The 20,809-nt window shown below is 71.0% G+C and carries 21 protein-coding genes; 6 read left to right on the top strand and 15 right to left on the bottom strand.

The genetic code is table 11. The features are described 5' to 3' along the window. Positions 1 to 22: 22 nt before the first annotated feature. The 3 genes from I0C86_RS23695 to I0C86_RS23685 form a co-directional block, all read right to left on the bottom strand. The gene (locus tag I0C86_RS23695; protein ID WP_196203479.1) at positions 23 to 496 is read right to left on the bottom strand and encodes a hypothetical protein; all 474 of its coding nucleotides are present in this window, start codon (positions 494 to 496) and stop codon (positions 23 to 25) included. Positions 497 to 501: 5 nt separating this feature from the next. Beyond that, positions 502 to 1,146, bottom strand: coding sequence for a TetR/AcrR family transcriptional regulator (locus I0C86_RS23690; protein WP_196203478.1), 645 nt, complete (start codon positions 1,144 to 1,146; stop codon positions 502 to 504). A gap of 68 nt (positions 1,147 to 1,214) precedes the next feature. Beyond that, a complete protein-coding gene (locus I0C86_RS23685; RefSeq protein ID WP_196203477.1) occupies positions 1,215 to 2,141 on the bottom strand; it encodes a sulfotransferase domain-containing protein in 927 nt (308 codons plus the stop codon). A gap of 204 nt (positions 2,142 to 2,345) precedes the next feature. On the opposite strand from I0C86_RS23685, the gene I0C86_RS23680 reads away from it, so the two are divergent. Continuing rightward, positions 2,346 to 2,651 (top strand): DUF2795 domain-containing protein, encoded by a 306-nt coding sequence (locus tag I0C86_RS23680; protein WP_323373810.1) that lies wholly within the window; start codon positions 2,346 to 2,348, stop codon positions 2,649 to 2,651. Positions 2,652 to 2,665: 14 nt separating this feature from the next. Continuing rightward, entirely contained in the window at positions 2,666 to 3,352 is a 687-nt protein-coding gene (locus tag I0C86_RS23675) for a DUF1345 domain-containing protein (RefSeq protein ID WP_196203476.1), read from the top strand. Positions 3,353 to 3,597: 245 nt separating this feature from the next. On the opposite strand, the gene I0C86_RS23670 is transcribed toward I0C86_RS23675, so the two are convergent. After that, positions 3,598 to 4,263 (bottom strand): hypothetical protein, encoded by a 666-nt coding sequence (locus I0C86_RS23670; protein WP_196203475.1) that lies wholly within the window; start codon positions 4,261 to 4,263, stop codon positions 3,598 to 3,600. A 67-nt stretch (positions 4,264 to 4,330) separates the two neighbouring features. Continuing rightward, the gene (locus I0C86_RS23665) at positions 4,331 to 5,311 is read right to left on the bottom strand and encodes a pirin family protein (RefSeq protein WP_196203474.1); all 981 of its coding nucleotides are present in this window, start codon (positions 5,309 to 5,311) and stop codon (positions 4,331 to 4,333) included. Positions 5,312 to 5,478: 167 nt separating this feature from the next. Here I0C86_RS23665 and I0C86_RS23660 point away from each other — a divergent pair, with 167 nt between their 5' ends. Next, the gene (locus I0C86_RS23660) at positions 5,479 to 6,453 is read left to right on the top strand and encodes a zinc-binding dehydrogenase (RefSeq protein ID WP_323373809.1); all 975 of its coding nucleotides are present in this window, start codon (positions 5,479 to 5,481) and stop codon (positions 6,451 to 6,453) included. A gap of 111 nt (positions 6,454 to 6,564) precedes the next feature. Here the strand turns inward: I0C86_RS23660 and I0C86_RS23655 are convergent, their stop codons facing one another. The 4 genes from I0C86_RS23655 to I0C86_RS23640 all read right to left on the bottom strand — a co-directional run bounded on the left by I0C86_RS23655 (position 6,565) and on the right by I0C86_RS23640 (position 11,998). After that, on the bottom strand, positions 6,565 to 7,191 hold the full coding sequence (locus tag I0C86_RS23655) for a hypothetical protein (protein WP_196203473.1): 627 nt from the start codon (positions 7,189 to 7,191) through the stop codon (positions 6,565 to 6,567). A 68-nt stretch (positions 7,192 to 7,259) separates the two neighbouring features. After that, positions 7,260 to 9,047: a DUF4012 domain-containing protein gene (locus tag I0C86_RS23650; protein ID WP_323373808.1), complete on the bottom strand. Its 1,788-nt coding sequence runs from the start codon at positions 9,045 to 9,047 to the stop codon at positions 7,260 to 7,262. A 194-nt stretch (positions 9,048 to 9,241) separates the two neighbouring features. Continuing rightward, entirely contained in the window at positions 9,242 to 10,486 is a 1,245-nt protein-coding gene (locus I0C86_RS23645; RefSeq protein ID WP_196203472.1) for a glycosyltransferase family 4 protein, read from the bottom strand. A gap of 36 nt (positions 10,487 to 10,522) precedes the next feature. Then, on the bottom strand, positions 10,523 to 11,998 hold the full coding sequence (locus I0C86_RS23640; RefSeq protein ID WP_196203471.1) for a polysaccharide biosynthesis tyrosine autokinase: 1,476 nt from the start codon (positions 11,996 to 11,998) through the stop codon (positions 10,523 to 10,525). Positions 11,999 to 12,308: 310 nt separating this feature from the next. Between I0C86_RS23640 and nhaA the strand changes: the two genes are divergently transcribed. Next, entirely contained in the window at positions 12,309 to 13,655 is a 1,347-nt protein-coding gene (nhaA, locus tag I0C86_RS23635; RefSeq protein ID WP_196203470.1) for a Na+/H+ antiporter NhaA, read from the top strand. 28 nt (positions 13,656 to 13,683) lie between these two features. On the opposite strand, the gene I0C86_RS23630 is transcribed toward nhaA, so the two are convergent. The 6 genes from I0C86_RS23630 to I0C86_RS23605 all read right to left on the bottom strand — a co-directional run bounded on the left by I0C86_RS23630 (position 13,684) and on the right by I0C86_RS23605 (position 19,331). Further along, the gene (locus I0C86_RS23630; protein ID WP_196203469.1) at positions 13,684 to 13,899 is read right to left on the bottom strand and encodes a hypothetical protein; all 216 of its coding nucleotides are present in this window, start codon (positions 13,897 to 13,899) and stop codon (positions 13,684 to 13,686) included. 94 nt (positions 13,900 to 13,993) lie between these two features. Next, positions 13,994 to 14,584: a TMEM165/GDT1 family protein gene (locus I0C86_RS23625; protein ID WP_196203468.1), complete on the bottom strand. Its 591-nt coding sequence runs from the start codon at positions 14,582 to 14,584 to the stop codon at positions 13,994 to 13,996. A 285-nt stretch (positions 14,585 to 14,869) separates the two neighbouring features. Next, a complete protein-coding gene (egtD, locus tag I0C86_RS23620) occupies positions 14,870 to 15,835 on the bottom strand; it encodes an L-histidine N(alpha)-methyltransferase (RefSeq protein WP_196203467.1) in 966 nt (321 codons plus the stop codon). A 67-nt stretch (positions 15,836 to 15,902) separates the two neighbouring features. Next, on the bottom strand, positions 15,903 to 16,706 hold the full coding sequence (gene egtC, locus I0C86_RS23615; RefSeq protein ID WP_196203466.1) for an ergothioneine biosynthesis protein EgtC: 804 nt from the start codon (positions 16,704 to 16,706) through the stop codon (positions 15,903 to 15,905). Between the two features lie 64 nt (positions 16,707 to 16,770). Beyond that, on the bottom strand, positions 16,771 to 18,105 hold the full coding sequence (gene egtB, locus I0C86_RS23610; protein WP_196203465.1) for an ergothioneine biosynthesis protein EgtB: 1,335 nt from the start codon (positions 18,103 to 18,105) through the stop codon (positions 16,771 to 16,773). Beyond that, a complete protein-coding gene (locus I0C86_RS23605) occupies positions 18,102 to 19,331 on the bottom strand; it encodes a glutamate-cysteine ligase family protein (protein WP_196203537.1) in 1,230 nt (409 codons plus the stop codon). Before I0C86_RS23605 ends, egtB begins: the two co-directional genes overlap by 4 nt. 134 nt (positions 19,332 to 19,465) lie before the next feature. Here I0C86_RS23605 and I0C86_RS23600 point away from each other — a divergent pair, with 134 nt between their 5' ends. Both I0C86_RS23600 and I0C86_RS23595 read left to right on the top strand, forming a co-directional pair. Further along, a complete protein-coding gene (locus I0C86_RS23600; RefSeq protein ID WP_196203464.1) occupies positions 19,466 to 19,858 on the top strand; it encodes an ArsR/SmtB family transcription factor in 393 nt (130 codons plus the stop codon). Beyond that, positions 19,855 to 20,742: an SRPBCC family protein gene (locus tag I0C86_RS23595; RefSeq protein WP_196203463.1), complete on the top strand. Its 888-nt coding sequence runs from the start codon at positions 19,855 to 19,857 to the stop codon at positions 20,740 to 20,742. The genes I0C86_RS23600 and I0C86_RS23595 overlap by 4 nt, the downstream gene beginning before the upstream one ends. The last annotated feature ends 67 nt before the right edge of the window (positions 20,743 to 20,809 follow it).

Genomic DNA, 20,809 nt, shown 5'->3' with positions numbered 1-20,809 from the left:
AGACCTGGTTCGACCCCGTGTTTCAGGCTGGACTGTGGGCGTCGGTCGTAGGTGTTGCTGGTGTCGGAGCCGTCGGTTCGGTGAACCAACCGGCGTAGGTCAGCAGCAGGCCGATCACCGCCAGGGCGCCGAAGAAGATCCGGGCCACGGTCGTCGCGGTGGGCGAGAGCATGGTGGAGTCGACACCCGACTTGACCGCCCCGGGGTCGACGATGAGAAGGAACCCGCGTACGGCGACGAACCAGCCGAACAGGGACACGGTGACCGCGAGTGGGCCGCGCCAACTGCGGTGTCCGCCGACGATGACCAGTCCCCCGCCGAGCATCAGTGCGCCGAGCAGCCAGACCAGGACGGGTTGAGCGAACAGGTCGTTGATGTATCCGACCAGGTCGGGCAGGCGGATCGCGTAGACGATCGTGAAGGTGGCGACGTAGGGCCCGATGACGCGGGCGAACGCCCGGGTGCGCAACTGCGCCTCGACGCTGGCGGTGGACATGTTGGCTACTCCTTGTCTCCCGGTCTGGCGGGCTGCTGGCCCTGCGGGACCAACTGTTGTCGGTAGCCGTCGGGCCGGTACCCGGCCTGGTGGAGCACGGCACGTAGGAACCTCTCGGTGTCCTCGACCGTGCAGTTGTCCGGCTGGATGGCCAGGTGCTGCCACCCCGCGCCGGTGAGCAGGTCCAGCAGCACGTCCGAGTCGGTGTCCGGGGGAAACTGCCCGCGGTCGCGGGCCCGTTCGAACACGTTGCGGCGGGCCTGGTCCCGCTGCTGGCCGAGCATTCTCTGGTAAGCACGAGCGATTTCGGGAAAGTCCTCGATCGCGCCGTAGAGGCGGCGCAGGAGGCGCCGCAGACGCGGGCTGGCAAGGATGGATGCCCAACCGGTCAGCAAGTGCTCGACGTCGCGGATCTCCTGCGTTGGCGGGGGATCACCGTAGGCGGCCTCGATCGTGGCGATCAGCAGCTGGGCCTTATCCGGAAAACGCCGGTACACGGTGGCCCGAGTGACTCCGGCACGCCGGGCCACCTGTTCGATGCTGGTCGCCACCGCGCCACGCTCGATCAGCAGTTCCAGTGCGGCGTCCAGGATGGCGGCGTCGGCTTCCCTGCTCCGCGGCCGGCCAGGAGCGCGATCATCGATGCCCACAGCAATTACAATACAGCAGTGTTCTGTATTGTATAGCTCGGGACGCTTCCACGTTCCGTCGGCCCAGGCTAGGACGAGGAACGATGGGCGAGCCGCGCCGGAGCATCGTCGGCGTGCAGCCAGCGCAGCAGGTCCGGCGGTCCCAGCCCGGCCACCCGGCGTCGGTAGTGTGCGACCTCGTCCGCGCTGAGCGCCTCCCGGCCCGCACCCGAACTGCCCCGTCGGAAGAACGCCGACCGGTCCTTGAGTACGCCGGACCGGTCCGGCACCAACCGGGTCACCCTGGCCCGCATCCGCGCGAACGTGGCCGCCTCGACCAGGTCGGGCCAGCGCCGCTCCGGCACCTCGATCCCGAGCCGCTCCGCGATCCGGCGCATCTCGCCCGGCAGATCGGTCGCCAGGTCGCCGTAGTGCACGAGCAGCACGTTCGGCTCGGCGCGTCGGGCCCAGGCGTCGGAGAGGTGCCACAGGACCCCCGGCAGCGAGTCGAGTGCGTCGGCCGGTTCGACGTCCCGGTCGATCCAGGACAGCAGCCAGTCGCGCAGTGGGGGTCGGGGCCGTACGGGGCCGTCGGGCGTGGTTCGGCCGGTCAGGTGCCGGATCAGTTCCCGGTCGAGGTTGTCGACCTGGTGGTAGAGCGACACCGCCATGTCCAGCGGGTCCCGGGCGACCACGATGTAGTCGACCCGTGTGTCGAGCGGGACTCCGTCGAGCGGGGTGTGCGTCTTGATGAACCGGCGGTGCGGCTGCGCGGCCAGCCGGGCGAACAGTTCGTCCCGGGGTTCGACGAGCCAGTCGAGCCACGGCGACAGTTCGGCCAGCGGTGCCGGCAGGTCCGGGTCCTGGAAGACCAGCAGGGCGCAGATCATCTGCATCCAGGTGGTGCCGCTCTTGGACCGGGTGCTGATCACCATGTCCCCCGGGCGGTAGGGGAACCCGGTCCAGCGGCCGCTGTCCTCGTCGTCTGACCGGTAACGGACGGGAACCTCAGGCATCCGGACGAGGCTAGTCCCGCCGTCGCGGAACGGCGACGCGATATTCCGCGACGCGATATTCCGCGAGCCGGGCCGGAGCCGTCCACGACGAGGGGGCCCGCCGAGCCAGGGTCGGCGGATCCAGGACCTGACGGATCCAGGACCTGACGGATCCGGGGCCCGGCGCAGGCGTGGGTGTCCGCACAACGGGTATCCGGCCGGCCGGTGAATCAGACAACCGGCGAGGAGCGGGATCTCATGGTGACCAACGCGGACGTACTGCGGTACCTGGAGTCGATGGACTTCCCGGCGCCCAAGGAGGACATCGTCCGGGAGGCCGAACGTGCTGGAGCGCCGCGCGAGGTGCTACAGGCGCTGCGTGGAATGCCGCCGGTGGACTATCACAACACCGAGGAGGTGGCCCGGTCGGCCGCGACCGACCTGGCCCCGGACGCCAGTCCCGCCGAACTCGCCGCGAAGGCGCGCGACCGTACCCACCAGCGGGTCGCCCGGCACATGCGTCAACTCTGATCGCAACCGCGCAGATGCGGCTCGGCAGACCGGCGCACTCCCAGGACGGGGAGCCGCCCAGGGCCCGGCGCGAGCCGGCCAGAGCCTCGGTCCAGGCGGCGGTCTTCACGGCCGTCGGGCTGTGCGTCGGCATTCCGACGACGCTGCTGCACTCCTGGGTCATGGGACCGCTGATCGGCTGGGACGCCGCGGCGGTCACCTACCTGGTCTGGGCCTGGTCGGTGCTGTGGCCCCGGACCTGGCAGGAAACCGCGACGCTGGCCGTCCGGGAGGACCCGAGCCGGGCCGTCCGGGACGCGGTGCTGCTGACCGCCGGCCTGGCCAGCCTGCTGGCCATCGGCGTCCTACTCGCCACCGACGGGTCGGTACGGGGTCTCGAGCGGGACGCACACATCGGACTGGGCATCGTCAGCGTGCTGCTGTCCTGGACGGTGGTGCACACGGTCTTCACCGCCCGGTACGCCGTGCTGTACTACACCGGCGAGGACGGTGGTGCGGTGTTCCACGAGTCGGAGCCGCCCAGGTACACCGACTTCGCGTACCTGTCGTTCACGGTCGGGATGACCTTCCAGGTCTCCGACACCTCGCTCACCTCGAAACCGATGCGGGCGGCGGTGCTGCGGCACGCGCTGCTGTCGTACCTCTTCGGCACGGTCATCATCGCGGCGACCATCAACCTGTTGGCAGGGCTGGCCAAGTAACCCCACTGCCGGACGGGACCGAGGCACCGGACGAGGCGCCCCATTCGCGGTTGGACGCGAACCGGGCGCCACGTCCGACATTGCCCCGACGACGTCGACGTGTCCGAACCGGACACGGACCTCGCCGGGCAGCGGCTGCCAGCCCGAACCGGGCGAGCAGGTGCCGCTGACCTATCTTACGATCTGGGATCGTCCAACCGGCCAGGATCCGGGAAACTGTGCGGGAAAACACGCTGTTTCGCCCCTCAACGAGCGATTTCGTCGTATGTGTTCTCCAGCTCGACCCTGGCCAGGGCGCCCACCAACCAGGCCAGTTTCTCGGATCCGCCACCGCCGGCGAGTACCGCCAGGTCGGCCGCCGTCCGTCCGAGACTGAGCTTCCGCGCGGCGATCAGGGCACCCCGGTCGGCGACCGGCGGGGTCTCCGACCACAACGCCTGGACCTCACGCAGAAACAGCTCGACCACCTCGACGTCCACTCCGGGCAGTTCGCGGAGCAGGGTCCGCTCACGGGCGGGCGCATACCGCGCCGCGGCCCGCAGCCGTCGCAGATCTCCCTGGTAGCGCTCGACGAGCACGCCGGCAAGACTCCCCAACGTGGCGGCGAGCCGGTCCGCGTCGCCGCGCCGGCCGTGGTCGCGGAGCACTCCGGCCCGCGCCTGGAGTCGGGACCGGGCCATCCGGGCCGGGCTTCCCCAACCCTGGTTCCGCAGCGCCAGCACCGGCTGCACCGCCCCGCGGACGTCCGGGCTCCGGCGCAACAGGATCGACAGGCAGAGCACCTGGAAGAGGCTCGCAGGATTGTTGGTCACCTGGAGTCCGTACTCCTCGGCGAAGCCCCGGCTCCGCCCCACCAGAGCGCGGACGAGCCGCTTACGGTCCTCGACGCTCGTCGTCGCAGTGGTCGCCATGACCGCGACTACCCGCGACGGTTCGGACCAAAGCTGCGGGGCTCCGGAGGTTTCACCTGACCGGCACTCATCCGACGGTGCGACCGTGCCGATCGCGACTCTTCAGCCGGGTCGTCGGCATCTCCGGCGCCGGCAGCGGATCCGCGTCGTCGCCCCGCACCCGCCCGAACCGGGGGCCGCCGGCCATCCAGTCCGCGCGGGCCTCGGCGATCTCCTCGTGCGACCTTCCGACGAAGTTCCACCACATCACCAGCGCGGAGTCGAACGGCTCGCCGCCGAGCAGCATCAGCCGGGTCGGACCGGCGGCCCGGACCGTCAGTTCCCGACGGCCGGGCCCGAGGTAGAGCAGCGAGCCCGGGGTCAGCGCGACGTCGGCGACCTCGGCCGCGCCGGACATCACCAGCACGCCGTGTTCGAACGCGCCGGTCAGGGGCAGCCGGGCCGTTCCGCCGTCCGGCAGCCAGAGCTGCGCGCCGAGCAGCGGGGAGTGCACCACCGCCGGAGACCGGACGCCGCCGAACTCCCCGACCAGCACGGTCACCGACAGATTCGACTCGCTCAACACCGGCAGGTCCGGGTGGTGGGCGAATCCGGGCGGGTCCGCGCGGGCGGCGTCGGGCAACGCCACCCACAACTGCAGCCCGTGCAGGGTCGGCGGATGGTCGACGGGCGAGTATTCGGAGTGCGCGATGCCGTGCCCGGACGTCATCACGTTCAGCTGACCGGGCCGGATGAGCTGGTCGTTACCCAGGCTGTCCAGGTGCCGGATCTCGCCGTGCACCAACCAGGTGACGGTCTGCAGCCCGGTGTGCGGATGAGGCCCGATGCCCATCCCGGGGCGGTTGGCGACGTCGTCCGGACCGAAATGGTCGACGAAACACCAGGCGCCCACGGTACGGAGCTGTCGCTGCGGCAGCAGGCGGCGCACGGTGGTGTAGCGGCCCAGCGGTACGTCATGGCCCGGCAGCAGCACGTTGGTCGGCTCGGCGACCGCCGCCGCCGTACCCGGTCGCAGGGTCTCCCCCGGCATCGACTCCGCAGTACTCACTCCGCCGAGCCTACGCCGCCGACCCGGTCGCCTGGCCAGACCCGGTGAGGGCACCACCGATCCGTCCGGAGCAGGTGCCGGCCGTCCGGCGGGGCTCGGCCGATCGGCCCCGGCAGTTGACCTCGACCGCAGTTCAGGTTGTTGACTTGCCCCCGGGGTGCCACCGAGTGGAAGGGACCGAGATGCGCGCGGTGTGGTTGACGGAGTTCGGCGGGCCGGAGGTGCTCCTCGCGACCGATCGGCCCGATCCGGTGGCCGGGCCGGGGCAGGTCGTGGTCGCCGTCGAGTTCGCCAACATCACGTTCGTGGAAACCCAGCTCCGCGCCGGCAAGGGCCCCGGAGGTTTCAGACCGGAGCTGCCGGTGATCCCGGGCAACGGCGTGGGCGGCCTCGTCGCCTCGGTCGGCCCCGGCGTGGATCCGGCGCTGCTGGGGCGGCGGGTGGTCAGCGGCACCGGGGGTTCGGGAGGCTATGCCGAGCGCGCGGTGGTGAAGACCGAGGATCTGATCGAGGTACCGGACGGGCTGCCGCTGGACAGCGCGGTCGCGTTGCTGGCCGACGGCCGTACCGCGACCCTGTTGATTCGGACGGCTCGGATCCGCGCCGGAGAACGGATCCTGGTCGAGGCGGCGGCGGGTGGCGTGGGAAGTCTGCTGGTCCAGCTCGGTGCGGCGGCCGGCGCCACGGTCGTCGCGGCGACGGGTGGCGGACGGAAGAGCGAGCTGGCCCGTGAACTGGGTGCCGACCTGGCGGTCGACTACGGGGACCCGGACTGGACGGACCGGGTACGCGACGCCGTCGGCGCGGTCGACGTCGTCTTCGACGGTGTCGGCGGCACGGTGGGGCGGGCGGCGTTCGAGTTGCTCGACCGGAACGGCCGGATGGTCAGTTTCGGTCTGGCCAGTGGCACGTGGACGGACATCCCGGACGAGGTCGCGAGGCAACGGGGGGCGACCCTCGTCCGGGTTCCCCGGTCCGATCCGGACGAACTGCGGACGTTGACCCGGACGGCGCTGGCCGAGGCCCGGGCCGGGCGGTTGCGCCCGGTGATCGGGCAGCGGTTTCCGCTGGAGCGGGCGGCCGAGGCGCACGCGGCGATCGAATCGCGGGCCACGGTGGGCAAGACACTGCTGACGATCTGACCTTCCTCTGACGACACCTGACGCGCCTGCCGGACGGGTGAACCGTCCGGCAGGCGCGTTGTCCAGGGACCCGGTCGGCGGCGACATCGCCGGCCGGTCCGGAGGTGAAGGTCAGCCGACCGGGGTCAACCGCCGCGTCCGCCCGGTACGACGGCTTCGGCTCCGCCACACCACGGCCACCAGTACGAGCAGCGCACCGGCGATCAGCAGCATGGTGCCGACCGCGATCTGTGACCCGGTCTCGCTACCGGTGACCGGTAGCGGTGGCTGTGCCCGGACGATGGTCACGGTGGTGCTCGCCACCCGGCCGGTGGTGAGGCCGGTTCCGGTGATGTCCAGCGTGCCGGTCCGGGTGAACCGGACCCGGACCGAGAACTCGCCGGTCACGTTGGCCCGTACGGTGAGAGTGGTCGGATTGGTGTGCACCAGTGGCGCCTGGCGCGCGACCGGCAGCATCGCGCCGACCCCGCCGGTGTCCGCCGCCGGCTGGGCACCCAGGGCCAGCGGCCCGAGCACGAAGTCGAGCCGGACGAGTTCGTTGCCGCCGTAGCCCGAGCCGAACACGGTGAACGTCTCTCCCACCTCCACCGTGGGGTCGCTGACGGTCAGCGCCGGCGGTACCGGCGGGTAGGGCGGTTGGGGCAGTGGTTGGGCCGCCGCGGGCATCCCCGCGATGGCGAACGCGCCCACCGTGGCGAGCGTCGCCACGGCCGAGCCGATGATGCGGGATAGCCGCATGATGGTTCCTCTCTACTGTTCGCATGCCGTTCACTTCGGATCGGATGACGTTCTTCTGTTGCGGCGATCTACTGATCGCACGCGGGTGCGGGACTGATCCGGGTGGTCCAGGGCGTCGGGCCGGGGGTCAGCCACAACTCCGCCGCGCCGCTGGCTTTCTCCTGGGTGAGCAGGCTGACCTCCAGCACGCGGGTACGTCCGGGCTTGATGTCGACGGCGAGTACGCCGACTCGGCGCCCCCGCTCCATACCGCCGCCCACCGGTGCCGGTTTGCCGTCCAGCCGGGCACCGAGCGGTGATCCGCGCAGCGGGCTGAACACGTAGACCAGGACCCTCATCGTGTAGGGATCGCCGGACATCGCCAGGCCCCGGACCGACTCACTGAGCCCGGAGGAGGGCGTGGTCGAACGCAGGGTGAGGCGCAGATGCAGTTCGCGCCGGCCATCGGACCGGCAGTCGCCAACGGTCAGGTCGGCGGCGCCGTTCAGGTAGTAGCCGAGTTTCGCGCCGCTGCCGTCGTTGAGAAAGACGCCGACGTTGTTCACCGTCTCCCGGTCCGGCAGCACGCCGGCAAGCCGGGTGTCGACGAGTTCCCGCTGCTCGGCCGGGTGGGCGCTCCAGAACAGGATCCGGCGCTCGGCGACGGCCGTGCCGAGGGCCTCCGCCACGGCCCGCGGATTGACCGAGCGGTTCAGCAGCGCGTCGAAGACCGCCTTGGCCGACGCGGCGAAGTAGTCGTCCTGCGCGGCCGGCGCGTCGATTCGGCGGTAGGTGTCCGACAGCAGGGTCCGGACCACCGTGGGTGCGGTGAGGGTCGGATGCCCCGGCACCGGTACCGGACCGACGGCCCGGAGCAGGTAGGACAGTGCGACCGGATCGGTGGCGAGCACGCCGTCGACGGTGCCGCCGCCGGCCCGCCGGTACATCTCCCGGAACAGCCTGGCCGCGGTCGGGAAGTGCGGGGTGAGGTTCACGTCCGCGGGGTAGATCCCGAGCAGGTCGGTGTAGAGCGCCCGCTGTTCCCGGGTCAGCGGCAGCACCGGCCGCGCGAAGCTCCTCAGTTCGCTGGCCGCCCCCTGCTTGACGATCTTCACCTGGCCGCGGTTGGCCTGGATGACGGCGTAGGCGCCGAAGATTCCACCGGTCGCCCGGGGCTCGGCGAGGTTCTGGAAGACCGCCAGGTAGGTCCTGGTGCCGCTGCCGCCGAGCAGCACCGGAAGCAGGGCGCCGCTGCGCCGGACGGCGGAGGTGAGTGTGACCAGCCGATCCAGTTCGGTACGCAGCAGCCGTACCGCCTCCTGGACCGAGGGTTGGAGCCCGTCGGTCGGTACGGTGCCGATCTGCTCCCGGACCTGCTGCGCGGCGGTGTCCGCCTTTGTGACGGCGGGCATCGCGGCCCGCAGCGCGGCCAGGTCGAGCCGGCCGGTGCTGGGCAGCAGCGTGCCCAGGTCGAGTTCCACCAGCGGTGGGAACGCCCGGCGGGCAAGTTCGTCGACGCCGACCGCCAGGGCCCGGACGGCGGACAGGGTCGAGCCGCCGTACGGTGTGTTTCCGGCCGCCCGCCAGCCGAGATCGCCGGTACGGGACCGGGCGGCGGCCGTCTGCTGTTGCAGGGCGGCGAGGGTCCGGCGGGCCTGGACGGTCTCGCCGTCGAGCACCTGCTGGCTCAGCTCGCGGGCCAGGCTCGCGGCGTTGTCCAGGTTTCCCCTCGCCTGCCAACCGCGCAGCCCGAGCCAGCCGCCCACCAGGCCGAGCAGGCAGACGACCACGAGTGTGGTGAGCAGTGCCCGACGCAGGTTGCGTCGGAACGCTCGACGGCGGGCAGTCCGCCCTCGCGCCGGGGAAACATCCCCCACTTCCACCACCGCTCTCGACTAATTAGAGTGAATCAGACAGAATGTCGTTTGTGTCCCATATCTCTATAGCACGCCTAACACCGTCCTGTAGGCATTTCAACGCCTCTTATAGCTCTTTCACTTATTTCTAGTGAGAAACACTCATAAAACGGCCGAACGGCGCCCGACGGCCGGAATGGCCGCCGGGCATCCGATTACCGCCGGCGCCGGGTCGCCGCCGCCTCGGCCAACATCTGCTCGATCTGGTCGACCCCGGTCCGCAGGGACATCTGGGTCAGGTAGCTGTCCCTCGCCCGCTGCGCCATCTCCGCCCGCGCCGTATTGGGAATCACCGCGGCCAGGGCGAACCGGTCCGCCAGGGCCTGCCAGTCCTCGGCCGGGCAGGAGAGGCCGGCACGGGCCCGTTCCACCAGGTCTACCGTGTCGCCTCCGGCTGATGCGACGACCGGCGCTCCGGCCGACAACGCGGCCTGCAACTTGGCCGGCACGGCCCCGTGCAATGCCGGCAGATCCCGCAACAGCACTAGCTGGTACTCGGCGGCGGCGTACAGGTCGGCCATCTCGGCGGGCGGATGCCAGCCGAGGAACCGGATGTTGGTCGCGCCGAGTTCCTCGGCCAGCTGCCGACTCTGCCGCTCCTCCGGCCCGGACCCGACCAGCACCAGGTCCAGGTCCACCTTTCCGTTGACCGCCGCCGCGGCCCGGACGGCCGTGTCGACCCGCTGGAACGGGCCCATCGTGCCGGCGTGCATGACGGTGGTGTGACCACGGTGGCCGATCGCCCGACGGGCCGCCGGAGTGGTCCCGATCGGCCGGAACAGCCGCTCGTCGGTCCAGTTGAGCACCACCCGCACCCTGTCCGGATCGGCCCCCCGCTCGACCACCACGTCGCGCATCGACGGCGCGATCACCGCGATTCCGGCCGCCGACCGGTAGATGCCGCGCATGGTGCGGCTGAGCAGCCCGTGCATCATCCCGCCGGGCTCTGCCCGGCCCTGCGTGGCAGGCTCCGTCACCGCCTCCGGCCAGATGTCCTGGACGTGCACCACGGCGGGGATCCTGCGCAGCAGCCGGAGCAGCGCCGCAGCCGCGTAGGCGCCGGCCGGCGGGAAGTAGACGTAGAGTGCGTCGACCCCGGCCAGGTAGCCGGGCGCGGCCAGGGCACTGGTCATCGCGTACGAGAGCTGTCGGGCGGCTCGCCGCGCCGAACTGCCGTCATGGCTGGCGTACATCGGCACCCGCCGAATGGTGACCCCGCCCTCCTCGGTCTGGTCCCGCCAGCGTTGCCGGTAGCCCGGATAGATCCGCCCGGTCGGATAGTTCGGAAATCCGGTGAGTACCCGGACCTCGTGCCCACGGGCCGCCAACTCCTCAGCCAGACAGCCCGGTATGAAGGCCGGCTCCGGCGGAAACCAGTACGAGATAACCCCGATCTTCATGTCCCATCCCCCGATCACCCGACAGCCGGCACCGCGTCATCGCGACACCCGACTGAGTTCCGCGGTGTCCTCCGGTATCCGGACACCGTCGCTGTGCGGGGGGAGCCGCGTGGGGTCGGTGATCTCGACCTGCTCGTCGTGCACCGTCGGAGGCCTCTTGACCGGCACACCCTTCCGGTACGCCCGGTACTGCTCGACGTCGATCTTGTTTTCCTTCGACATGTTCAGCACACAGCCCAGCACCCGGGCCGCCACCGCGTGCAACGCCTGGGCGGCGGCGGCGGTCTGCGCGCTCGGAGTCTTGCCCTGCCGGGTGACCAACAGGGCGCCGTCGGCCTGCACCGCGACCACCACTCCGTCGGTGAACGCCAGCAGCGGCGGGGTGTCGATGATGACGATGTCGGTCAGTTCACGCAGCGAGAGCAGCAGGTCGGCCATGGCCTTCGAACCGAGCAGTTCACTCGGATTCGGCGGGACCGAGCCGCCGGGGAGCACCAGCAGCGACCGGTCGCCCCAGGGTTGCAGCACGTCCTCCACCGCGACCTCGCCGATCAGCACGTCGGTCAGGCCGGCTCCGGTGCCGAGGCCGAGGTAGGTCGCCACCCGTGGGTGCCGCAGGTCGGCGTCGACGAGCAGCACCTGCCAGCCCGCCTCCGCCAGCGTGATCGCCAGGTTGCAGGCCAGGGTGGACTTGCCCTCCGCCTGGACGGCACTGGTGACCGCGATGACCCGGGCCGGCTCCTGGGCGTCCACGAACCTGAGATTCGTCCGCAGTTTGCGCATCGCCTCGGCCCGGGCCGTCTGCCCGGCGGCGCCGACGATCAACGGGGTCGACCGGGCCTGGCTGTCGTAGGGAATGGTGCCGAGCAGCGGCGCCGAGGTCGCCTCCTGGAGCGCCTTGCCGTCCCGGAACGTGGTGTCGGTCAGCCCGCGCAGCACGGACAGCCCGACCCCGACGAGAAGCCCGAACACTCCGGCGAGAACGAGATTGCGGACCGGCCGGGGCGAGACCGGTTCGGCGTCGACCCGTGGACCGCCGACCACCTCGATCTTGATCGGGGCGTCCTTGGCGCCCGGCGGCGTCTCGATGGTGTGCACAAGCTTGACGAAGTGCGCGGCGACCGCCTCGGTGAGCCGCAGCGCCCGGGCCTGGTCGGAGTCCGTGACGGTGGCGGAGAGCAGGATGGTGTCCGCCTCCACCCGCGCGGTGATCCGGGACCGCACCTCGTCCGCGGTCAGCCCCACCTGCTCCTCCCCCGCGATCGTCTGCGCCAACCGGTCGCTGGTCAGCAGGTCGACGTACGACTTGACCCGCTGCTGGAGGAACAGACCGCCCTGGTACGCGTCGGACATTCCCTGGCCGGGTGAGGTGACGAAGAAGGTCACCGAGGAGGCGTACTGGGGTGTCGCCCGGACGGTGACGAATCCGGTGATCCCCAGCGCGACCATGATGGTCGCGAGTACCACCCACCAGCGTTGGCGCAGCGCGCGCAGGTAGTTGTGCAGATCCATCAGGCCAGGCCTCCCGTCTCAGCACCAAACCGCTCCGGAGGTGCCAAAGACCTCTAGTGATCACAAAAAATGCAACAGTATGAAAAGTTCACACTTGTCGCTCGACAGTTCCTACCGAATGTAGATGATTGAGCGCCCTCAGTAGTCGCAGTCCGCGCAACACGGCGCGTCAAGTACCGAAGGTGGTGACCGGGTCGATAACTCCACGCCCGGCAACCCGTCGTGGACCCGGGTAGGGTGATCAGCAGGTGCGCCGGGAAGTCTGGTCGGCAGGTCGATTCACACTGCCCAGATCGAGGTGACCTCCCGGATGACCGATCGCCAGCGCCCGGTCCACCCACCCGGTGCCGTACGCCGGTTCTTCCAGCGCGGCTCCTGGCCGGAGGCCAGCTTCGTCGCCGACGTGCTGCGTACCGAGACGGTCGGGGGCGTGCTGCTGCTGCTCGGCGCGGTGATCGCACTCGGCTGGGCCAACTCGCCGTGGTCCGACAGCTATCTCGCCCTGGGCCGGTACGTCCCGTGGAGCGGCGGCGACGTCGTGCACCTCGACCTCAGCCTCGGTGGATGGGCGGGGGACGGGCTACTGGCGATCTTCTTCTTCGTCGTCGGCCTGGAACTCAAGCGTGAATTCGTCGTCGGGGACCTGCGTGATCCGCGCCGAGCCGTCGTACCCGTACTGGCCGCTCTGGGCGGCATGGCGCTGCCCGCGCTGATCTACGTCGCGGTGATCGCGGCCACCGGAAGCGGGGCGTACGCCGGCTGGGCGATCCCGATGGCCACCGACATCGCGTTCGCGCTCGCCGTGCTCGCCGTCATCGGCTCACACCTGCCGCACGGGTTGCGGGCCTTCCTGCTCACCCTGGCGGTGGTCGACGATCTGATCGCGATCCTGGTGATCGCACTCTTCTACACCGACCACCTCAGCCCGGCGCCACTGCTCGGCGCGCTGGCCACGATCGGTGTCTTCGGGGTGCTGGTGCAGCGACGCTGGACCAGGTGGTGGATTCTCCTGCCGCTCGGCGTGCTGAGCTGGATCCTGATGCACGCCTCCGGGGTGCACGCGACCGTCGCCGGAGTGCTGCTCGGCTTCACCGTTCCGGTGCTGACCCGTCCGGGCGAGCGCCGACGGCTGGCCGAGCACTTCGAGCACCGCTGGCGCCCGGTGTCGGCCGGGGCGGCGGTGCCGATCTTCGCGTTCTTCGCCGCCGGGGTCGCGCTACGCGACGCCGACCCCGGTGGTCTGATCCGCGAACCGATCGTGCTCGGCGTGGCGGCCGGATTGATCGTCGGCAAGACGCTCGGCATCTTCGGCGCCACCTACCTGCTGTCCCGATTCACCCGGGCCGAGTTGGACGAGGGCATCGGCTGGTCCGACCTGTTCGGCGTCGCGCTACTCGCCGGAATCGGATTCACCGTCTCACTGCTGATCGGCGAACTCGCCTTCGGCAGCGAGGGCGAGGAGCACGTGCTCGTCAAGGCCGCCGTACTGGCCGGATCGCTGATCTCGGCCGTACTGGCGTCGCTCGTGCTGACCCTGCGGAACGCGAAGCACCGGCGGCTGCACGAGGCGGAGAGCCGGGACGAGGACGCGGACGGGGTGCCGGACGTCTACCAGCGGCCGGAACCCGACGGCCGGCACCCCGGGGAGGCCGACTGAACCGTCCGGGGCGCCGGTCCCACCCCGCCTACGTCGGTCGGCCCGGCGCCGGGTCGTCGTCCGCGTTCTCGTAGTGGTCCGAGTCGGCGAGCGCCTCCTGGAACTCGCGGGACAGGTCCGAACCCGGCACCGCGGTCTCCTCCGCCTCCTCCGCGACCACGTCCCGCTTGTGCGGCGGCTCCGGCTCGGGGGCGGTCCCCTCGCCGGCGAATCCGTACTCGTTCGGCTCATCGTGCCTGGTCATGCAGTGATCCTCCGTTCCAGCCACGAGCCAGGTCCGCCGACCCGTCGGCCACCGAAACGGCTACCCACGATCCGCCGTGCCACACCGGATCGGGTCAGGTCAGTTGCCGGATCCCGTCCAGCAGCAGCCACAGGCCGCAGATCGCGAACAGCACGCTCGCGCCGTACCGGATGGCCCTGTCCGGCAGTCGGCGACCGAGCGCCCGGCCGACACCGATGGCCAGCGCGTCGGCGGCGACCATGCCGAGGGTGGAGCCCAGCCAGGTGCCGAACCAGTCGTGCTGGGTGGCCAGGGTGACCGTCGCGAGCATCGTCTTGTCGCCGAGTTCGGCCAGGAAGAAGGCGATCGAGACGGCGATGATCGCGGACCGGGTGGTCCGCTCCGCCTTGCGTCGTTCCTCGTCGGTGAGCTTGTCCCCGCGCAGGGTCCAGGCCCCGAAGCCCAGGAACGCCAGCCCGGCGACCAGGGCGATCCAGCCGGTGGGCAGCGCCGCACCCAGTCCCACCCCGAGGGCCACCGAGGCCAGGTGCACCACCGCGGTGGCCACGGTGATGCCGATGATCACCGGTAACGCCCTGAACCGGGTGGCGAAGGTCAACGCCATCAACTGCGACTTGTCACCCAGTTCCGCGACGAAGATGACGCCGAAGCTGATCGCCAAGGCAGTGTTGTTGAGATCCTCCATGACACCCTTTCCCGGTCGTACCGGGCCTGGGGCATGGCAACCTCGACCCGGCATTTCTGCCTGAGTCGAAGGTCTCGCCCGCCTCACCTGAGGTGAGGCCACGTGGCCGGGCGCGGAACGCGCCAGTGTGTCGACCACGACGTTGGGAGCTACTCCCCTTCGCTGAAGACGACCCTACCTGATCAAGGATCGGCAGGCCGGAACATCCCCCGGCCTGCGAGGGAGATCACGGGCGGCGCCGCAGGGCCCGACCGCCCGACCGGAAATCCCGGAGCGGGGGCGTCCTCAGACGGCCTGGGCGAGAGTCACCGCGAAGAGGCCGTCGTCGTCGGTCCACCGGCCCTGGACGGCGAAACCCGCGTCGGTCAGCTCGCGGTCGACGTCCGCCGGCCGGAACTTCGCCGATATCTCGGTCCGCAACTCCTCCCCCTCGGCGAAGACGAGATCGAGATCGAGCACCCGTACCCGCATCGGCCGTCCGGCCCGCAGCCGCATCTCGATCCACCGCTGGTCGGCGTCCCACGTCGCCACGTGATCGAACGCCGCAACGTCGAAGTTCGCGTCCAGTTCCCGGTTGAGCACCCGCAACACGTTCCGGTTGAACTCGGCGGTCACCCCGGCTGCGTCGTCGTAGGCCGGGATCAGCACCGTGGGATCCTTCACCAGGTCGGTGCCGAGCAGCAGCCAGTCGCCCCGCTCCAGCGCCGCCCGCATCGCCGCCAGGAAATTGGACCGCTCCGCCGGCAGGAGGTTGCCGATCGTGCCACCGAGGAACGCCACCAGCCGTCGACCACCGGTGGGAAGCCGGTCCAGGTGCCGGGTGAAGTCGCCGACGATGCCCCGTACCCGCAGGCCCGGATAGCCGGCGGCGATCTCGGCGGTCGACTGGCGCAGCGCGCTGACCGAGACGTCCAACGGGACGAAGGTACCCAGGGTGCCGTGCGCGGTCAGCGCGTCGAGCAGCAGACGGGTCTTCTCCGACGAGCCGGAACCCAGCTCGATCAGGGTCTTCGCGTCGGTGAGCCGGGCGATCTCGGCGGCGCGCTCCGCCAGCACGGCCCGCTCGGCCCGGGTCGGGTAGTACTCGGGCAGTCGGGTGATCTGTTCGAACAGCTCACTGCCCCGGGCGTCGTAGAACCACTTCGGCGGCAGCCATCTGGGTACGGCGGTGAGCCCGGCCCGGACGTCCGCCCGCAACGCCCGAGCCAGGTCTGATTCCTCCAGATAGATCTCCAACGGATCCGCGGTCACGCGTACTCTCCCTCCGGTCGACACCCGCCGCCGCTGCGGCCCCTGATCAGTACTGGACGCGGTGCGCTCAGGGCGCCGGTCCCGCCGTCGGTCCGGCGCCCCGGTCTCCCGTCCCCGGCGCGGCGGCACCGTCGATCGGGCGCAACTCGAGGAGGCCGACGCTGCCCAGTACGAGAGTTCCGTCCGGAACGGGCTGCCAGCCGGGCTCCTCGTCCAGCGGTTCGGAGCAGACCAGCACCGACCTCTCGGTGGCCCGCGCCGACAGCGCATGCCCGACCGTCGTGGCCACCAGCAACTGCCCGTTGGTGAGCAGCAGGTTCAGTCGCGACCCGGGCGCGGCGGCGGTGACCTCCCGGACGGTCTCGGCGACCGCCTCCGGCGCAGCGGCCCCGGCCCGCAGCCGGTGCCGCACCAGCGCCCAGAGCAGTCCCGCGTCGGTCGACGCGTCCAGCGTGAGCAGGTCCCGGGTGGGCAGCCGGCCAGCCAGTTCCACGACCGAGTCCGGCCAGCCGCGGATCACGCCGTTCAGGCTGAACAGCCAGGGCCCCTCGGCAAACGGTGCCGATGCCGTCTCGACCACCGGCATGCCGACGGTCGCCGAGCGCACCGCCGCCAGGACCGCGCCGGAGACCGTCGACGCGGCCAGCGCCGGCAGGGTGAGATCGGTCCAGATCGGACCCGCCCGGCGGTAGCGCACCGGTTCGGCGGTGGTGCCGACGTACCAGCCGACACCGAAACCGTCGGCGTTGACCGTGCCCCCGCCGCGCATGTCGCGGGGCGCCCAGGACTGCCGGGCCAGTGAGTGCGGCGGGTCGAAGAGCAGCGCGCCGAGTGGTACGGGTGGGCCGAGGTAGGCCAGATGACGACACATCAGTCCTCCGGCGCCCTCTCGCGGTCGCCGTCCGCAGGCGCAGACGCGCGGTGGGCGGGCCGGCTCACCCGACCTCGTCCGGCCGGGCGTACCGCGCGCAGCGGAAGCCGCTGAAGATCTGCCGACGGATCGGCAGGTCCCAGTTCCGGAAGGTGCCTCGGCAGGCCACCGGGTCGGTACCGAAGGACCCGCCGCGCAGCACCCGGTGGTCCGGGCCGAAGAAGACCTCGGAGTACTCCCGGTACGGGAACGCCGCGAACCCGGGATAGCCCTGGAACGGGCTCGACGTCCACTCCCAGACGTCGCCGATCAACTGGTGCACGCCGAGCGGCGAGGCACCCGCCGGATATGCCCCGACCGGTGCCGGCGCCAGGTGCCGTTGGCCGAGGTTGGCGTGCTCCGGCGTCGGTTCCTGGTCACCCCAGGGGTACCGGCGGGACCGGCCACTTACCGGGTCCCAACGAGCCGCCTTCTCCCACTCGGCCTCGGTGGGCAGCCGCTTCCCGGCCCACGCCGCGTACGCCTCCGCCTCGTGGTAGCCGACGTGCACCACCGGCTCGTCCGGCACCAGCGGGGTGAACCGACCGAACCGCCGGTAGCCCCAGTCGGCGCCGTCCCGCAGCCAGTGCATCGGTGCCGAGAGCCGGGCGGAGGACCGGTGCCGCCACCCCGGCCCGCTCCACCAGCGCGGCTGCGCATAGCCGCCGTCGACGACGAAGGCCAGGTACTCGGCGTTGGTCACCGGCGCCGCGTCCAGCACATATGCCGGCAGGTCCACCAGATGTCCAGGTCGCTCGTTGTCCAGGGACCACGGATCGGTCGAGGTGCCCATCACGAACGGCCCCGCCGGGACCAGCACCTCACCGTTCACCGGTACGACGGCGGCCGGCGGCGGGGGCGCGGAGAGCACCGGCGGCCCGGCCCGGAGCTGGTGGGTGGCGAGCATCGTCTCGTCGTGCTGCTGCTCGTGCTGGGCGATCATGCCGAACGCGAACCCGTCGGCGACCAGCCGGGGCCCGTCGAACCGGATGCCGTCGAGCAGGTCGAACACCTTGTCCCGGACCGTCGCCACGTACGACCGGGCCTCCCCGGGGGCCAGCAGCGGCAGGGCCGGCCGGTCCTTGCGGGGGTGCTTGAACGCGTCGTACAGGTCGTCGATGTCGCGCCGTACGGGATCCCGGCCGCCGACGTCCCGGACCAGCCACAACTCCTCCTGGTTGCCGACGTGGGCGAGGTCCCAGACCAGTGGGGACATGATCGGCGAGTGCTGTCGTACCAGATCGTCGTCGTCGACGGCCTCGGTGAGCAGGATGCTGCGGTCGCGGGCCCGGCCGAGCACCGCGGCGATCCGGTCCCGCAACACCTCCGTCGGCTGGCTTCCCTGGCTCAGGTGGGTCATGACGGTCCTCCCCGCGCGGCGGCGAGCCGCCGCGCCACTATCCGGGTGATGTCCTCGCGGGTCGACGGCGGCAGTTCGGTGTGGTCCAGAGCCCGGAGCGCCAGGTCCAGCACGGTCTCGGCGGCCCGGGCCAGCATCGGGTCACGCAGGCCGTGCCGGGCCGCCTCGGCCCACCGTCCGACGACCGGTTCGCACGCCTGGAGGGCCGCCGACCGGGTCCGTTCGTTGCCGAGCAGGGCACTGAGGACCCCGGCGGGGGCGATCCACTCCCCCGCCGGTTGGGCGTCGAGGTAGCGGATCTCCAGATAGCCCCGGGGACGTACCGGCGGAAACAGGGTGCTCAGGTGGTAGTCGAGATCGTCGGTGCTCGGGCGTTGGGGCAGTGCTCCGGCGATCCAGTCCCGGAAGGTGATCCCCGGTGGGACGCTCCAGTCGGCGCCGTCCCGGCGTACGCAGAGCAGTGGTGCCGCCAGTGCGTAGCCGACCCAGGAGGCGACCGGGTCGACCGGGTCCGGGTCCGGCCCCCAGACCGGGCGGGTCCGGGCCGGATCGATCCGCTGCCAGGCGGCCATCCGGGCGGACGCCCGGCCGGTGTCCCGACCCGCGTGCCACCGGGCGGTGGCGAAGACGGCGAGCAGCGCGGGCCCGACCGCGTGTGCGGTGGCCCAGCGCTCCGGGTAGTCGTCGGCGGTGCCGGCGTCCAGGCAGACCTGGAGCCCGGCCGTGCTGTACATCATCGTCCGGCCGGCCGGCCCGAGCCGGTCGAAGGCGCAGCGCATCGCGCGGTATCTGGGGGTGTCCACCACCGGGGCCGGCGCGCGGTACGGATCGATGCCGGTCTCGCCGAGCACGAGGCCGGCGGTGCCGAGCAGGCTGTCGAGGTGGGCGATGTCCGAAGTGGTACTGGAGTGCAGTTCGCCGAGCGAGCGACGCGGGGCGGTGGAGATCTCCACCTGACCACCGGGCTCGACGCTGACCGTGCCGAAACTGGGCAACGGTGCGGCGGGACTGTCCGGGTCGATACTGGGAGGGGCGTGGGGTCCGAGGGCGTTCCGGAGCCGCTCCGGCTCGATCGGCCGGCTCGGCGAGGCTGCGTCGTGAACGGTCCATTCCAGTTCTACGCCGTACAGCGCGGGTGGTCCGGTCTTGAAGCAGATCTTCGCGATGTATCCCTCGGCGTCATCCACGGCGGTCAGAATTGTGCCGCTGTCCAGGTTTGACGACATCACCTGGGATGCCTCCCTCCGTCACGATCGTCGTTCCTTACCCCGTTTCCCGGTGCACAATCTTCACCAGCCTCCGGAGAACCATCGGTTACATAACTTGCCTGACATATTACTGACTTGGTATGTTCGGCGCCGTGGCCACCCCGTTCGAGGTACTCGCCGAGCCGACCCGACGCCGGATCCTGGACCTGCTCCGAGAGCGCCCACGCTCGGTCGGCGAACTGACCGACGAGTTGGGGCTGACCCAACCGGGCACCTCGAAGCACCTGCGGGTACTGCGCGACGCCGGACTCGTCCGGGTCCGCCCGGACGCGCAACGTCGCTGGTACGAACTCTGTCCCGAACCACTCGCCGAACTCGACGCCTGGCTCGCACCGTATCGGTGGATGTGGGCCGGCCGGCTCGACCTGCTTGAACAACATCTGAACACCATGCCAAACGGGTCCGACAGTTCCGCCGCGCGCGACAACCCGTCCGACCACCCGGAACCGGGGCAACCCGACGGCAGGAAAACGGAGGACCGATGACGAACGAGAGCCTGGACAGTGTGGACGGGCGCCAGCGGCTGCGCATCGAGCGGCGACTGGCACATCCGCCGGAGAAGGTCTGGCCGGCCGTCACGGAGCCCGAGCACCTGAGCCGATGGTTCCCGGCCGAGGTACGCCTGGAGCCACGCCCGGGCGGACAGATCACCTTCAGTTTCGGTCCGGACGGCGCCGAGACCACCGGCTCGATCAGCGCGTACGACCCGCCCCGGCTGTTCGCCTTCGACTGGGACGGTGACCTGTTCCGGATCGAGTTGCGCGCCGACGGCCCGGGATGCCTGCTGGTGTTCAGCCACACCTTCGACGACCGGCCCGCGGCGGCGAGCTACGCCTCCGGCTGGCGCAACTGCCTCGACGAACTCGACCGGCTGGTGGACGGTCGACCGGCCGGGGTGCCGGAGCGCCCCTCGGGCCGGCTGCACGAGTCGTACGTCGAGGCGTTCGGACTGGCCGACGGCGTCGCCGAAGCCACTCCGGACGGCTGGCAGGTGCGCTTCGAGCGGCAGCTGACCCAGCCGGTCGAGGCCGTCTGGGCCGCGCTCACCGACGCGGCTCACCATCCGGCGGCCACGATCGGCGCGACGCCACCGCCCGGCTTCACCACGGCCGAGTTCCCGGCCGGCGTGATCACCGAACTCGACGCACCGTCCCTGCTGGAGTACGCCTGGCAGCCCAGCGGACAACCGGCCGGACGGATCCGCTGGGAACTGTCCGCCGGGACCGGACACGGCGCCCGCCTCCGCCTCGTCCAGACCGGACCGACCGGTACGGCGCAAGCGCAGGCGAAGGCGCTCACCGCCTGGCGGGACCGGATCGAGCCACTCGCCCGGCGACTCGCCGAGGAGGCGGACCGGAACGCCGACTGAGCATCTCCTCGACTTGACACAACGCCTGCGAATATGTGCACTTGTGACACTCCGCACAAGCCGGCGA

Origin of the sequence: Plantactinospora alkalitolerans (assembly GCF_015690345.1) — a bacterium.
GTDB classification, from domain to species: Bacteria; Actinomycetota; Actinomycetes; order Mycobacteriales; family Micromonosporaceae; genus Plantactinospora; species Plantactinospora alkalitolerans.
The sequence above is the reverse complement of the archived record's forward strand: the minus strand, read 5'-3'. Positions and strand labels throughout refer to the sequence as shown.